This is a genomic window from Pseudomonas xionganensis, assembly GCF_009763245.1.
Taxonomy (GTDB): domain Bacteria; phylum Pseudomonadota; class Gammaproteobacteria; order Pseudomonadales; family Pseudomonadaceae; genus Aquipseudomonas; species Aquipseudomonas xionganensis.
On sequence record NZ_WKJZ01000001.1, the window covers coordinates 1121204 to 1136320 of the forward strand.

The window sequence follows — 15117 nt, forward strand, 5'->3', positions numbered from 1 at the left end:
GCTTGATAGCGGCGTTTTTGTGCTGATGGTTCGCTCTGGGGTTGGATGATCATGCGTGACAAGGTGACTGGCGCGCAGCGCTGGGTAGTAAAGATCGGCAGTGCGCTGCTGACGGCAGATGGTCGTGGCCTGGATCGTGCCGCCATGGCGGTGTGGGTCAAGCAGATGGTGGCGCTGCGCGAGCAGGGCGTGGAGCTGGTGCTGGTGTCCTCCGGGGCAGTGGCGGCGGGCATGAGCAAGCTGGGTTGGGTGGCGCGTCCCAGTGCCATGCATGAGCTGCAGGCGGCGGCAGCCATCGGTCAGATGGTGCTGGTGCAGGCCTGGGAGTCGAGCTTTGCCGAGCATGGCCGGCGTACGGCGCAAATCCTCCTGACCCATGATGATCTGTCCGATCGCAAGCGCTACCTGAATGCCCGTAGCACCCTACGCACCCTGGTGGATCTGGATGTGGTGCCGGTGATCAACGAGAACGACACCGTGGTGACCGACGAGATCCGTTTCGGTGACAACGACACCCTGGCCGCCCTGGTGGCCAATCTGGTGGAGGCGGACCTGCTGGTGATTCTCACCGACCGCGACGGCATGTATAACGCCGATCCGCGGCATAACCCCAATGCCGAGCTGATTTATGAGGGGCGGGCGGATGACCCGGCCCTGGATGCGGTGGCGGGTGGCGTCGGCGGCGCCCTGGGGCGTGGCGGCATGCAGACCAAGCTGCGCGCGGCGCGTCTGGCGGCGCGTTCCGGCGCTCATACGGTGATTGTCGGTGGTGCCATCGAGCAGGTGCTGGCGCGGCTCAAGGCTGGCGAGCGGCTGGGTACCCTGCTGGCGCCGGAGCGTGGCATGCTGGCGGCGCGCAAGCAGTGGTTGGCCGGGCATCTGCAGACCCGCGGTACCCTGGTGCTGGATGAGGGGGCGGTCAAGGCGCTTTCTACTGGCACCAAGAGCTTGTTGCCGGTGGGGGTGCGGGCGGTGCAGGGCAGTTTTCGTCGTGGTGAGATGGTGGTGTGCGTGGCGCCTGATGGTCGCGAGATCGCCCGTGGTCTGGCCAACTACAGCGCCCTTGAGGCGCAGAAAATCATTGGCCAGCCTTCCGATGCCATCGAAAAATTGCTGGGCTATGTGGATGAGCCCGAGCTGGTGCATCGCGACAATATGATTCTGGTGTGAGGGTCGGTATGCGAATCGTAAAGAACTGGCTGGGTGCGCTGGTGCTGCTGCCTGGGCTGGCGGCGGCCGAACAGATCGGTGAGGTGTCGACGGTTTTCAAGCTCATGGGGCCGAACGACAAGATCCTGGTCGAAGCCTTCGATGATCCCAAGGTGCAGGGCGTGACCTGCTACCTGTCGCGGGCCAAGACCGGTGGGGTCAAGGGTGGCCTGGGGTTGGCCGAGGATCGCGCCGAAGCCTCGATTGCCTGCCGCCAGGTCGGCCCGATCCGCTTTGTCGGGGAGCTCAAGGAGGGCGAGGAGGTGTTCAGGGAGCGCACCTCGCTGGTATTCAAGACCATGCAGGTGGTGCGCTTCTTCGATCGCAAGCGCAATACCCTGGTGTACCTGGTCTATAGCGACCGGGTGATCGAGGGCAGTCCGCAGAATGCGGTCACCGCCATTCCGGTTCTGCCCTGGCCGGAGCGATCCTGAGTAAAAGCCCGAAGTGATTCGGGCTTTTTTCTGGCTTGGCGCTTGTTGCGATTATTGCAGGCAATAAAAAACCGGCCATCAGGCCGGTTTTTCAAGAGCCACGGTAATCAGGCGGCGGTAGCCAGTGCCTTGATATGACCGTTCAGGCGGCTCTTGTGACGAGCGGCCTTGTTCTTGTGGATGATGCCCTTGTCGGCCATACGGTCGATTACCGGCACAGCCAGGGTGTAAGCGGTCTGGGCCTTGTCCAGGTCTTTGGCGTCGATAGCCTTGACCACGTTCTTGATGTAGGTACGGACCATGGAGCGCAGGCTGGCGTTATGGCTACGACGCTTCTCAGCCTGTTTTGCGCGTTTTTTGGCAGAAGGTGTATTGGCCACCGTCAAGCTCCTCGAAAAAACTGGGGGGATACGAACGAATAAGGCCGCGAATCATGCCGACATGCCAGGCGCCTGTCAAGTCTGTTGGCTATTGCCTGTGCTGGTCTGACCGGCGGCGGGTCGCTACACTCGCAGCCTTTGCGCGGTACAGCATTGTCCGCGTTGGTATCCGTTAGCGGAAGTCGAAATTTCAGATGAATTTGCTTAAATCCCTGGCCGCCGTCAGCTCCATGACCATGCTCTCAAGGGTGCTGGGTTTTGTGCGTGACACCATCATTGCGCGCATCTTCGGTGCCGGGGTGGCTTCGGACGCCTTTGTGGTGGCCTTCAAGCTGCCCAACCTGCTGCGCCGCATCTTTGCCGAGGGCGCCTTTTCCCAGGCCTTTGTGCCGATTCTGGCGGAATACAAGACCCAGCAGGGCGAGGAGGCGAGCCGCACCTTTGTCGCCTATGTCAGTGGCTTGCTGACCCTGGTGCTGGCGCTGGTGACGGCCTTGGGTATTCTGGCTGCGCCCTGGATCGTCTGGGCCTCGGCGCCCGGCTTTGCCGCCGAGGCTGAGCGTTTCGAGCTGACCGTCGATCTGCTGCGCCTGACCTTTCCTTATATATTGCTGATCTCTCTGTCATCCCTGGCCGGGGCGGTGCTCAACACCTGGAACCGCTTTTCGGTGCCGGCCTTTGTGCCGACCCTGCTGAATGTCAGCATGATCGTCTTTGCCCTGTACCTGGCGCCCTATTTCGATCCGCCGATCATGGCCCTCGGCTGGGCGGTGCTGGTGGGTGGCCTGGCCCAGTTGCTGTTTCAGCTGCCGCATCTGAAAAAGGTCGGCATGCTCGTGCTGCCGCGCCTGAATCTCAGGGACGCAGGTGTCTGGCGGGTGCTCAAGCAGATGGGGCCGGCCATTTTCGGGGTTTCGGTGAGCCAGATTTCGCTGATCATCAACACCATCTTCGCCTCCTTTCTGGTGGCCGGTTCGGTGTCCTGGATGTACTACGCCGATCGCCTGATGGAGCTGCCCGCCGGGGTGCTAGGCGTGGCGCTGGGCACCATTCTGCTGCCGGCCCTGTCGAAGACCCATGCCGGTGCCAGTCGTGAGGACTATTCCAAGCTGCTCGACTGGGGCCTGCGCCTGTGCCTGGTGCTGGCGCTGCCCAGTGCTGTGGCTCTGGCGATCATCTCCGAGCCGCTGATTGCCTCGCTGTTCCAGTACGGCAAGTTCACCGCCGCCGATACCGCCATGACCCAGCGCGCCCTGATCGCCTATTCCCTGGGCCTGGTGGGCATCATCCTGGTGAAGATTCTGGCGCCGGCCTTCTATGCCCAGCAGAACATCAAGACCCCGGTGCGCATCGGCATGCTCACCCTGCTGGCGACCCAGGCGATGAATGTGCTGTTTGTCTTCGTGATTCCCCTGGCCCATGCCGGCCTGGCCCTGGCCATCGGCCTGGCGGCCTGTCTGAATGCCGCGCTGCTGTACTGGCAGCTGCGTAAGCGCGAGATGTTTCAGCCCCAGCCCGGCTGGGCGCTGTTTGCCGGCAAGCTGCTGCTGGCCTTGCTGGTCATGGCGGCGGCCTTGCTGCTGGCCATGCACCATCTGCCCGCCTGGGCCGAGGGCAGCATGCTCGGGCGCTTGCTGCGTCTGGCTGGGTTGGTGGGGGTGGGGCTGCTGGCCTATTTCACCAGCCTGGGGTTGCTGGGTTTTCGAGTGCGTGATTTTGCCCGGCGCAGCGCGCTGTGATCAGGGCTGAACGGGCGCCTGTTGTCCGCTGCCCGCTGTGCGTATAATCGGCCACTTTCTGAGCAAGAAGCGCGTTATGCAGCTGGTTCGAGGCTTACACAACCTGCGTCCCGAGCATCGGGGCTGTGTCGCCACCATAGGCAATTTCGACGGGGTTCATCGCGGTCACCAGGCTATCCTGGCGCGTCTGCGTGAGCGTGCCCAGGCCCTTGGCGTACCCAGTTGCGTGGTGATCTTCGAGCCGCAGCCGCGGGAGTTTTTCGCCCCCCAGGCCGCGCCGGCGCGGCTGACCCGCCTGCGCGACAAGCTCGCCCTGCTGGCCGCCGAGGGGGTGGATCGGGTGCTATGCCTGAGCTTCAACCGGCGCTTGCGGGAATTGTCCGCTGCCGAGTTTGTGCAGAAGGTGCTGCTCGATGGCCTGGCGGTCAAGCATCTGGAAGTGGGCGATGATTTCCGCTTTGGCTGCGACCGCGCCGGGGATTTTGCCTTTCTTGCCGAGGCCGGTGAGCGTGAGGGATTCAGCGTCGAAGCGGCCAATACCGTGGCCCTGGATGCCCAGCGGGTCAGCAGCACGCGGGTGCGCGAAGCCCTGGCCTCCGGCGATTTCGCCCTGGCTGAACACCTGCTGGGGCGCCCCTTCCAGATCGCCGGGCGGGTGCTGCACGGACAGAAACTCGGTCGCCAGCTGGATGCGCCGACCGCCAATGTGCAGCTCAAGCGCAAGCGTGTCCCGCTGACCGGGGTCTACCTGGTCAGCACCGAGATAGACGGCCGCGTCTGGCCGGGCGTGGCCAATATCGGCGTGCGCCCCAGCGTGGCCGGTGACGGCAGTGCCCACCTGGAAGTGCATCTGCTGGATTTTGCCGGTGATCTGTATGGCCGGCGTTTGACGGTGGCTTTCCACCAAAAGCTGCGTGATGAGCAGCGTTTCGCCTCCCTTGAGGCCTTGAAGACGGCTATTGCTGCCGATATTGCCGCCGCCCGTGCCCATTGGCGCGTTTAAGTACCCTGCGTCAACGGCTGGGTGCCAATCGCTTACGAAGAGCCTGACATGACCGACTACAAAGCCACGCTTAACCTGCCAGATACCCCATTCCCGATGAAGGCCGGCCTGCCGCAGCGCGAGCCGCAGATGCTGCAGCGCTGGAACGAGATTGGCCTGTATCAGAAGCTGCGCGCGCAAGGCGAGGGGCGGCCCAAGTTCGTCCTGCACGACGGCCCGCCCTATGCCAACGGCAGCATCCATATCGGTCATGCGGTCAACAAGATTCTCAAGGACATCATCACCCGCTCCAAGACTCTGGCTGGTTTCGATGCGCCCTATGTGCCGGGCTGGGACTGCCATGGTCTGCCCATCGAACACAAGGTGGAAACCACCTTCGGCAAGAACCAGCCGGCGGATCTGACCCGCGAGCGCTGCCGCACCTATGCCGCCGAGCAGATCGAAGGGCAGAAGGCCGATTTTATCCGCCTGGGCGTACTCGGTGACTGGGCCAACCCCTACAAGACCATGGACTTTGCCAACGAAGCCGGCGAGATCCGCGCCCTGGCCGAAATGGTCAAGCAAGGCTTCGTGTTCAAGGGCCTGAAGCCGGTCAACTGGTGCTTCGACTGCGGCTCGGCCCTGGCCGAGGCCGAGGTGGAGTACCAAGACAAGAAATCCGATGCCATCGACGTGGCCTTCCGGGTGGAAGATGCCGACAAGCTGGCCGCTGCCTTTGGCCTGGCCCATCTGGCCAAGCCCGCCAGCATCGTGATCTGGACCACCACGCCCTGGACCATTCCGGCCAACCAGGCGCTCAACGTGCACCCCGAATTCACCTACGCCCTGGTCGATACCGGCGACAAGCTGCTGGTGCTGGCCGAGGAACTGGTCGAGAGCTGCCTGGCCCGTTATGGCCTGCAGGGCGAGGTCATCGCCACGGCGCCCGGCGCGGCGCTGGAACTGATCCGTTTCTGTCACCCCTTCTACGAGCGCTTTGCTCCGGTCTACCTGGCCGATTATGTCGAGCTGGGCGCCGGTACCGGTATCGTGCACTCGGCCCCGGCCTATGGCGAGGACGACTTCCGTTCCTGCAAAGGCTACGGCATGAGCAACGACGACATCCTCAGCCCGGTGCAGAGCAACGGCGTGTATGTCAGCGATCTGCCGTTCTTCGGCGGCCAGTTTATCTGGAAGGCCAACCCGGCCATCGTTGAGAAGCTTGCCGAAGTGGGCGCACTGCTCAAGCACGAATCCATCCAGCACAGCTATATGCATTGCTGGCGGCACAAGACCCCGCTGATCTACCGCGCCACCGCGCAATGGTTCGTCGGCATGGACAAGGTCATCAGCGATGGCAGCTCGCTGCGTCGCCGCGCCCTGGACGCCGTCGAGCAGACCCAGTTCGTTCCCGCCTGGGGCCAGGCGCGCCTGCATGGCATGATCGCCGGTCGCCCGGACTGGTGCATCTCGCGTCAGCGCAACTGGGGCGTGCCGATTCCCTTCTTCCTGCACAAGGCCACCGGCGAGCTGCACCCGCGCAGCGCCGAGCTGATGGAGGAAGTGGCAAAGCGTGTCGAGCAAGAAGGCATCGAGGCCTGGTTCAAGCTGGACGCTGCCGAGCTGCTCGGTGACGAGGCGGCCGACTACGACAAGATCAGCGACACCCTGGATGTCTGGTTCGACTCCGGCACCACCCACTGGCATGTGCTGCGCGGCTCGCACAACCTGGGCCACGCCAGCGGCCCGCGCGCCGACCTGTACCTGGAAGGCTCCGACCAGCACCGTGGCTGGTTCCATTCCTCCCTGCTCACCGGCGCCGCCATCGACGGTCACGCGCCCTACAAGCAGCTGCTGACCCACGGGTTTGTGGTGGACGAGAACGGCCGCAAGATGTCCAAGTCCCTGGGCAACGTGGTGGCCCCGCAGGAAGTCAACGACAGCCTGGGCGCCGATATCATGCGCCTGTGGGTGGCTTCCACCGACTATTCCGGCGAGATGGCCGTGTCCAAGGTGATCCTGCAGCGCAGCGCCGACTCCTACCGACGCATCCGCAATACCGCGCGCTTCCTGCTCTCCAACCTCAGCGGCTTCGACCCGGCCCAGCACCTGCTGCCGGCAGCCGACATGCTGGCCCTGGACCGCTGGGCAGTGGACCGCGCCCTGCTGCTGCAGCGCGAAATCGAGGAAGCCTACGACAGCTACCGCTTCTGGAACGTCTATCAGAAGGTGCACAATTTCTGCGTGCAGGAGTTGGGCGGCTTCTACCTCGACATCATCAAGGATCGCCAGTACACCACCGCCGCCGAAAGCGTGGCGCGCCGTTCCTGCCAGAGCGCCCTGTACCATATCGCCGAGGCCCTGGTGCGCTGGATCGCGCCGATCCTGGCCTTTACCGCCGATGAAATCTGGCAGTACCTGCCGGGCGAGCGTAATGAGTCGGTGATGCTGAATGGCTGGTATCAGGGCCTGAGTGAGCTGCCCGAGGGCTTCGAGCTGGATCGCGCCTTCTGGGAGCGGGTGATGGCGGTCAAGGTGGCGGTCAACAAGGAAATGGAAAACCAGCGCAACGCCAAGGCCATCGGTGGCAATCTGCAGGCTGAAGTGACCCTGTACGGCGAAGACAGCCTGATCGCCGATCTGAACAAACTGGGCAACGAGCTGCGCTTTGTGCTGATCACCTCCACCGCCAGCCTGGCGCCGCTGTCCAGTGCCCCGGCTGATGCCGTGGACACCGAAGTGGCCGGCCTCAAGCTCAAGGTGCTCAAGTCCGAACATGCCAAGTGCGGGCGCTGCTGGCATCACCGGGAGGACGTTGGCAGCAACCCGGCGCACCCGGAAATCTGCGGCCGCTGCGTGGACAATATCGAAGGCGCCGGTGAGGTGCGTCACTATGCGTGATGTGCGCTTGTCTCCCCTCGCCCTCTGGGAGAGGGGCCGGGGGAGAGGGGCAGCGTCGGCCTCGGTCTTGCTAGCAAAGGAAGTCTGCTTATGAGCGCCCGCTTCGGCAAACTGCCCTGGCTCTGGCTAAGCCTGCTGGTGTTCGTGGTCGATCAGGTCAGCAAGTTCTGGTTCGACAATAACCTGAGCATGTACCAGCAAATCGTGGTCATCCCCGATTACTTCAGCTGGACCCTGGCCTACAACACCGGCGCGGCCTTCAGCTTCCTGGCCGATGCCGCCGGCTGGCAGCGCTGGTTCTTCGCAGCCATCGCGCTGATTGTCAGCGGCGTATTGCTGGTTTGGCTCAAGCGCCTGAAACCCGACGAAACCTGGCTGGCTCTGGCCCTGGCCCTCGTGCTGGGCGGTGCCCTGGGCAACCTGGTCGACCGGGTAGTGTTCGGCCATGTGGTGGATTTCATTCTGGTGCACTGGCAGCACCGCTGGTATTTCCCGGCATTCAACGTGGCCGATATGGCCATCACCGGCGGCGCCATCCTCCTGGCGCTGGATATGTTCAAAACTGAGAAGTCCGGAGAAAAAGCCCATGACTGACGTACGGATCGGCCCGGATCGTGAAGTGACCCTGCATTTCGCCCTCAAACTGGATAACGGCGATGTAGTAGACAGCACCTTCGACAAGCAACCGGCCACCTTCAAGGTTGGCGACGGCAACCTGCTGCCCGGTTTCGAGCAGGCCATCTACGGCCTCAAGGCCGGCGACAAGCGCAGCCTGGCCATCAGCCCGGAGCAGGGCTTCGGCCAGGGCAACCCGCAGAATGTGCAGGTGATGCCACGCAGCCAGTTTGACGGTATGGAACTGTCCGAAGGCCTGCTGGTGATCTTCAACGACGCCGCCAACGCCGAGCTGCCAGGTGTGGTCAAAGCTTTCGACGACACTCAGGTGACCATCGACTTCAACCACCCCCTGGCCGGCAAGCAGCTGAGCTTTGAGGTGGAGATCATCGAAGTTAAAGCGCTCTGATCTGTACTCCGGATTGCATCCGGGCTACGAAAAGCGTGAGGCGTCTAGTGGCCTCGCGTTAAATTGGCCAAATCCTGTGCCACGCGTGCCGAGGCAACAACCATGCAAATCAAACTCGCCAACCCCCGCGGCTTCTGTGCTGGCGTCGATCGCGCCATCGAGATCGTCAACCGCGCCCTGGAAGTCTTCGGCCCGCCCATCTATGTGCGCCATGAAGTGGTGCACAACAAATTCGTGGTTGAAGACCTACGTGCCCGCGGTGCGGTGTTTGTGGAAGAGCTGCATCAGGTGCCGGATGACGTCATCGTTATCTTCAGCGCCCATGGCGTGTCCCAGGCCGTGCGCAATGAAGCCGAGCGTCGCGGTCTGAAAGTTTTCGATGCCACCTGCCCGCTGGTGACCAAGGTGCATATGGAAGTGGTGCGCTACAGCCGTGAGGGGCGCGAATGCATCCTGATCGGTCACCAGGGGCATCCCGAGGTGGAGGGCACCATGGGCCAATACGATGCCAGCAACGGCGGCGCCATCTATCTGGTGGAGGATGAGGCTGATGTGGCGGCGCTAGAGGTGCGCGACCCGCAAGCTCTGGCCTTTGTCACCCAGACGACCCTGTCCATGGACGACACCAGCAAGGTGATCGACGCCCTGCGCGCCAAGTTTCCCGCCATTGGCGGGCCGCGCAAGGACGATATCTGTTATGCCACCCAGAACCGTCAGGATGCGGTCAAACAGCTGGCGGCGGAATGCGATGTGCTATTGGTGGTGGGCAGCCCAAACAGCTCCAACTCCAACCGCCTGCGCGAACTGGCAGAGCGTATGGGGACGCCGGCCTACCTGATCGACGGCGCCGAAGACCTCAAGCGCGAATGGTTCGACGGCGTTGCCGGCATCGGTATCACCGCCGGCGCCTCGGCTCCCGAAGTGCTGGTGCAGGGGGTGATTACCCAGCTACACAACTGGGGCGCGCAGGGGGCCGAGGAAGTGGCCGGCCGGCCAGAGAACGTGACCTTCTCCATGCCGAAGGAGTTGCGGGTCAGGCAGCTTTGATTGTGTAAGGGTTACAAAAAGCAAAAGCCCCGATTTAATCGGGGCTTTTGCTTTTTACGTTATTGGCTTAGAGGCCGCGACAGCTGCTATTCCATACATCTGCAGTGTCGAAGCCGGGGGCTATTGCTCCATCTGTAGCGCCTCTAATGCCTGTGGAGGTCAGCGTTAACGTGCCTCTCCCAGCAAGGCGTCCCCCTGCCACGGGAGTTGCCGTCAAGGTGTAGCCTGTAGCGGTGAGTGGGTTAGCCACCAAATTGAACTGCGCATTGCCGTCTACTGGACTTTGCGCATAGCCAAGGTCAGCCAGGTTAGCCCCTACATAGGTATTATTCTGTGCTCTGTAGCGCTCCAGGCTGCTAGCGGCACCAGCAAGAACCCCCTTGGCGTCCTCACAGACAGTGCGTGTCAGATAGCCCTGATAGTTGGGCAGAGCAATGGCCGCAAGTACCGCGATAACAGCGACTGCGATCATCAGTTCTATCAGACTAAAACCTCTGGGTACTGCATTTTTCATAGCTCTTCCTTAATCCAGTTCGGTTTGGTCAATCCAGTACAGCTTGCCGGGTGCAGGCAGTTCGACCTCCTCAATATCACCGGGGCCGCGAATCACAAAGCACTTATCGCCTATGCAGAGAAGTTCAGGTTGCGGCGGGATGCCCGGAATTTTCAGCACTGAGAAGCGATCTTCGGCTGTTGGATTGTTGGGGTCGGCAATTTCCAGCGGGCTGCCATCGAACAGGTTAACGGCGTAGCCACGCGCTGTGCCGAAGGCAGCTTCGCACGGGTTGGCGTTCGTAGTCGCCGGCTGGTAGGTACTGAAGAAGACGGTACTGTTGGAGCCAGCCGTCAATGCTCGGGTTAGTACTTTCTCACCTGGATTGCTTGAGAAAGAGATAAACCAGCCGCCTTTTTCCAGGCCTCCAGTCAGTGATAGTTTCTGCTCGGTTGCCGCTGGAGCCAGGTCACTGGTGACATCCAATAGATCGGCTTCAAACAGCGTTCCTTCATTGAAGCTCGCGTTGGTTAGGTTGCGAGTTCGCAAGGAGTAAAACCGATCTGTCGTGTCCATATAGAGCGGATGGCCACGATGGCCGGAGCCGATATTGACCGCCAGTGCAAGTCGCCCATTCTTGCTGAGCAATGCAACATCCGGCTCATTGTACAGCCGCTGCAGTGTGTTCTCCTTGTCAGTCAGGCTGAGGCCGTCGTATCCGCTGGGGGTGACGCTGGCGAAGACACCGTCGTTGGCGGTTCCGCCTGCAGTAATCAGCGCTGCGCCGGTGACGCCGCTGTTGTTGATAAAGAAGCGCCATACCTGGCCGCCCAGGTCGCCAATAAAAATCTGGTCTGCCAGAAGGTCTTTGTCCTGTATCAACTGCCCGCTTGCTGACTGCTGCAGGTCGATCACGCGCGGTGATGCCGGCATGCTGTAGCGCATCTTCAGCATTTGCCGATGTCCATCGGCACTTGGGTTGTTAGCTTCAGGGCTGGCGGACCAGATCAGTTCACCTGTCTTGGCATTGACAACATAGAGCGCATTACCCTGGGTCGGGGTGGTTGGGCGGGTTCTAGCGTTATCCCATACCGGGTCATAGCCGCCGGCAAACACCAGTACATCGGTGATGTCGGTACCAATCTTGATACGTGTCTTGACGGGTGCGGACCAGGTTTGCCCCAGGCGGTCGAAGCCCGGTGTCTGGCCGCCAATGATATTCCACAGCAGTTTGGGTTGGTTTCTGTTGGTGACATCCAGCGCATAGATACCGCGTCCGCCTCGGCCCATGGTGGCATAGGCATAGATAAACTCATCCGTTTGCGGGCTACCGGCCCCGGGGGTATCCAGTATCTTGCCATCACCATTAAGGTCATTGACCCAGAGGGTTACCGGGTTATCCATGCCGTAAGGCTTGGGCCGTGTGCTCGAGCTGGTTTTCGCATCATTTTTAAGCAGGTGAATATTGGTCAGCAGCTCTTGCGGCATAAAGGCGAAGACTTCTTGCCCGTTGCTGGTGTTGATGGCCTGAACAAAGCCCTCGTTGGTGCCGATAAAGGCCACCTGGTCCTCTACATCGCACTTGCTTGGGTCGACTGCGTTGGGGGTGGTGCAGCTGTAAGTCGCCAGGCGCGGGGATGAGTGGATCGGGTCGCCCATGGCTTTACGTGCCGTGCCTGTTGTCGGGTCTGTGCCGCGAATAAAACTGATCAGATCGCTATATTCATCGTCACTCATGGCCGCATCGCCAAGATTGGCTTTGCTGACCACGCTGGTATTGATCGGGAAGGCGGTCAGGTTGACCGGTGCAGCCGGTTCGCTGCCGATATAGGTATACAGCTTGCGGCTGGCCGGTGCCGGAAGGCGTGATGCCGCGCCACCCGCAGCGCTGTTGTTGCCGTCGGTAGTGGCTGACCAGAAGCTACGTGCGGTGCTCTTGAAGTTGCCGCTTGTAGGGTCTACTGCAGCCACGTTGTCGGCATCAACAATTTGCGGGTTGTCATTACCCGAGCTGTCGGTCAGGGCAAAGCGATAACGCTTCAGGTTACCCGGCCAGCGGTTGGTCTCCGAAGGCTTGAATAGCGAGAAGTACAGCTCGTCCTTGTTGTTTTGCCGCTCAAAGGAGTTGACCGGTGCGCTGGCACTCACAAAGGTGGTGTCGACATCCTGTACGCTCTGCAGAATATCGCTAAAGGCCTTGCTCAGTTCGCTGGCATTGTTGGGCAGGTAAAAGCCGCCTTCGCCATTGTCTGCAAGGTCGCGCATAAAGTCCGCCGGGCCTGTATTGCTACCCAGTGCACCCATGGCAAAGCCGATGGTATGGGTATTGATGATATCCAGACCGTCGAGCGGGGACTGATCGGTTTCCGCCATAAACTCGGCCAGTTTGCGGGCACAGCGCTCGTCGTTAATTGTCGATGTCGTATCGGCTATCCCGTCAGCCCGCAAAGCTACACTGCAGCTTCCAGCCAAGTCGTCGATGCTATTTTGTGCCGATGTGGAAGTGCCATTGGCCTGGCCGTCCGTCAGCATCACTACATGGGTTGGCTGGCAGACACTGGTGCGAGGTGATGGCAAGCCTGAGCGCTCACCGCGCAGATAGCGCGCCGCCTCCAGATAGGTGGGCACAATAGGGGTGCCACCGCTGGCCACCATGGCCCCAACCAGCGCGTTAAGGTGGTTGCGTACGGTGTAACCCTTTTCCTCCAGCCCGCCTTGGGCAATCTTCATCCGTAGTTTGATCGCCTGGCTGGGGTTGCCTTCATAAGCCGTCGCTTGCAGGCCGCTGGTTGAGGTCTGGCGCAAACGCACCAGCAGATCATTACCCGGTTGCCAGAGGGGGCGGTTGATTACGCTCTGCAAGCCACTACGAATCTCGGTTTGGTCGCAGACGAACGGAATATTCTCAATCCAGGTGTTCAGGCTGCAGACAGCTTCAGAGGTATAGCTGCGGCCGGAAGACAAGTTATAGCGGTTGCCCTGGATGGGGGGCGCTGAGTCAGCATTCTGCACACTGATCCGGGTGGTCGTCGCTGAGTCACTGTTGGACGGCGTAATAATCAGTTGTGCATCAAGAATGGTCGCGCCTTGCTTGATGGGTACACCAGTAAAGCGGGCGCCCAGACCATAGGTTGTGACCGGTAGGCTATTGCCATCCAGTTGCATATAGCCGTTGGAGTCTTGGCGCGCATCGTCTTTTGGCCCCAGCACCTGGGCTTCAATGATCGGGTTAAGGCAACCGCCTTCACCGCCTGTATAGGTCACCGTCAGCGTCGGTTGCAGACCTGGGGCACCGTCCAGGCTAAAGGCCTGGCGCGCGCTGTTGCCACTGTCTGGCTCAAGGACAAAGGCCATGGCATTGTTGCCACACCAACTGCCGAGATTGACCACTTCCTGTACCAGGTTGGTGACATCCGGTCCCGGCTGATGGGTGGGTGGGCTTTCAACATACCATTCTGGTACGTCCCATGTGGTTATGGCACTTGTCTTTGGGGAGCGCCCAACGACGTCCTCACCAGCGCTTATTTGAGCGGCATCACCGATTAGCTGAGCACGAACCTGCAGGGTCAACTGCTCATCGTTATTAACCGCGGTGTCGTTACTGGCTGCTGGAACGAAGTCCAGGCGGGCGCTCTGTACCGTGGCGCCGCGAGGGATGCCGACGCTCTGGAAGCGCAGAGCAGTGCTGTACTCCTCTTCTATGGTGGCCGGTGCCGTCCATTCGATTACCAGGGTCGGTGCGTTGGGAATGCCGCCAGTCGTACCGCACTGAAGGCCATCGTCTGGATCCTGGCTGTCGCTGCCGCTCATGCAGAAGCGATATTCGCGGTTTTGTTCGGTGGCGCGCAATTTCAAAAACAGATCGCCCAGGGGCAGTCCATCATTGTCCAGCACATCCTTGACCTGATCGGTGATATCCACCTGATAGATGCTGGAGGTTTCCCAGCGGTTGCCTGGCCGAAAGGTTTCCGAAATATAGCTGCGGCCCACATCGATTGGCGTCAACGTCTGCGGCTCGGCGGGCGTTTTGCTGTCTTGAATATCTACGCGCAGAGTTGGGCGGCGACTAGTGTTTTGGGTGTTAAGCGGGCGTAGATGTAGGTAGGCGCGAAAGTCCGGCGCGGCTGCGGCGCTGGCCGGTACATTGAGCCCGGTGAAGTACATCAGCGCGGTGCCGCGGATTGGGTTGTCATTATCTTCGTTGGTATCGCCGCCGGGCCGGATGTCAATATTGGCCTTGTCGGTATTACCGCAAGCATCGCTATTGCTGCTGCGATGGTCATTGTTTGGCTCGTTCATTCGGCAGGCATAGTTTATGCCGCCATCCTGGCTCTGGAAGAAACCCTGACGCAGTTTCAGCACGCTGCGTTTGCTATTGAGTGCGTTGCTGGTGGTTTTGACATAACCCATCTGCAGGCTGGGGGCTGTGATATTGGCACCGCCTCCCAGGCTACTCTGGCTGCCATCATCCCCACTCACCAGAATTTGCGGCTGGCTGGCCACCTGGGTTACCGAGCTGGGCAGGGGCTCGTCGATATAGGTCACCGGATAGACCATCCGAGAGTTGTCGTACTCCGAACGCGGGTTGAGCACCATAATGCCGGCGTTAATGGGGCCGGCATTGTTGATCACGCTGGTCAGCGACTCTTTAAGAATCTGCATACGCGATTGTTCGCCGGCAAGCGGATTGTTATTACTGGCGGTGCGCCATTGCATGGAGCCCGAGTTGTCGAGGATAAACAACACGTTGGGGCGAACGCCTTCTTCGATATTGGGGCCGCCAAAGAAGATTTCGGTATCGTCGGCGTAGCTGAGGCTGGCACTGAGCAGCAGAGCGCTGGCAATAGTGCTGCCTAGAACGGTGCGCATATTTTGTGCGAATGAACGATTCATGCTTGTTCTCCCATG

At 60.9% G+C, this 15117-nt stretch carries 11 protein-coding genes; 8 read left to right on the forward strand and 3 right to left on the reverse strand.

What is annotated here, in order from left to right:
* Window positions 1-51 precede the first annotated feature (51 nt).
* Both proB and GJV18_RS05060 read left to right on the forward strand, forming a co-directional pair.
* Window positions 52-1170: a glutamate 5-kinase gene (proB, locus tag GJV18_RS05055; protein WP_160343613.1), complete on the forward strand. Its 1119-nt coding sequence runs from the start codon at window positions 52-54 to the stop codon at window positions 1168-1170.
* 8 nt (window positions 1171-1178) lie between these two features.
* Window positions 1179-1643 carry a CreA family protein gene (locus tag GJV18_RS05060; RefSeq protein WP_160343614.1) on the forward strand — a complete coding sequence of 155 codons (465 nt, stop codon included), beginning with the start codon at window positions 1179-1181 and terminating at the stop codon, window positions 1641-1643.
* 107 nt (window positions 1644-1750) lie between these two features.
* On the opposite strand, the gene rpsT is transcribed toward GJV18_RS05060, so the two are convergent.
* Window positions 1751-2023 carry a 30S ribosomal protein S20 gene (rpsT, locus tag GJV18_RS05065; RefSeq protein ID WP_160343615.1) on the reverse strand — a complete coding sequence of 91 codons (273 nt, stop codon included), beginning with the start codon at window positions 2021-2023 and terminating at the stop codon, window positions 1751-1753.
* A gap of 194 nt (window positions 2024-2217) precedes the next feature.
* Here rpsT and murJ point away from each other — a divergent pair, with 194 nt between their 5' ends.
* The 6 genes from murJ to ispH all read left to right on the forward strand — a co-directional run bounded on the left by murJ (window position 2218) and on the right by ispH (window position 9716).
* Window positions 2218-3762 (forward strand): murein biosynthesis integral membrane protein MurJ, encoded by a 1545-nt coding sequence (gene murJ, locus GJV18_RS05070; protein WP_160343616.1) that lies wholly within the window; start codon window positions 2218-2220, stop codon window positions 3760-3762.
* Between the two features lie 76 nt (window positions 3763-3838).
* Complete coding sequence (ribF, locus tag GJV18_RS05075) at window positions 3839-4765, forward strand: bifunctional riboflavin kinase/FAD synthetase (protein ID WP_160343617.1); 927 nt, start codon at window positions 3839-3841, stop codon at window positions 4763-4765.
* A 48-nt stretch (window positions 4766-4813) separates the two neighbouring features.
* The gene (ileS, locus tag GJV18_RS05080; RefSeq protein ID WP_160343618.1) at window positions 4814-7645 is read left to right on the forward strand and encodes an isoleucine--tRNA ligase; all 2832 of its coding nucleotides are present in this window, start codon (window positions 4814-4816) and stop codon (window positions 7643-7645) included.
* Window positions 7646-7735: 90 nt separating this feature from the next.
* Window positions 7736-8239 carry a signal peptidase II gene (gene lspA, locus GJV18_RS05085; RefSeq protein WP_160343619.1) on the forward strand — a complete coding sequence of 168 codons (504 nt, stop codon included), beginning with the start codon at window positions 7736-7738 and terminating at the stop codon, window positions 8237-8239.
* Entirely contained in the window at window positions 8232-8669 is a 438-nt protein-coding gene (locus GJV18_RS05090) for an FKBP-type peptidyl-prolyl cis-trans isomerase (RefSeq protein ID WP_160343620.1), read from the forward strand. Before lspA ends, GJV18_RS05090 begins: the two co-directional genes overlap by 8 nt.
* A gap of 102 nt (window positions 8670-8771) precedes the next feature.
* On the forward strand, window positions 8772-9716 hold the full coding sequence (gene ispH / locus GJV18_RS05095) for a 4-hydroxy-3-methylbut-2-enyl diphosphate reductase (RefSeq protein WP_160343621.1): 945 nt from the start codon (window positions 8772-8774) through the stop codon (window positions 9714-9716).
* 67 nt (window positions 9717-9783) lie between these two features.
* Here ispH and GJV18_RS05100 read toward each other — a convergent pair whose 3' ends face one another.
* Window positions 9784-10230, reverse strand: coding sequence for a type IV pilin protein (locus tag GJV18_RS05100; protein ID WP_160343622.1), 447 nt, complete (start codon window positions 10228-10230; stop codon window positions 9784-9786).
* A 9-nt stretch (window positions 10231-10239) separates the two neighbouring features.
* Window positions 10240-15102, reverse strand: a complete 4863-nt coding sequence (locus GJV18_RS05105; protein ID WP_160343623.1) for a pilus assembly protein — start codon at window positions 15100-15102, stop codon at window positions 10240-10242.
* Window positions 15103-15117 lie beyond the last annotated feature (15 nt).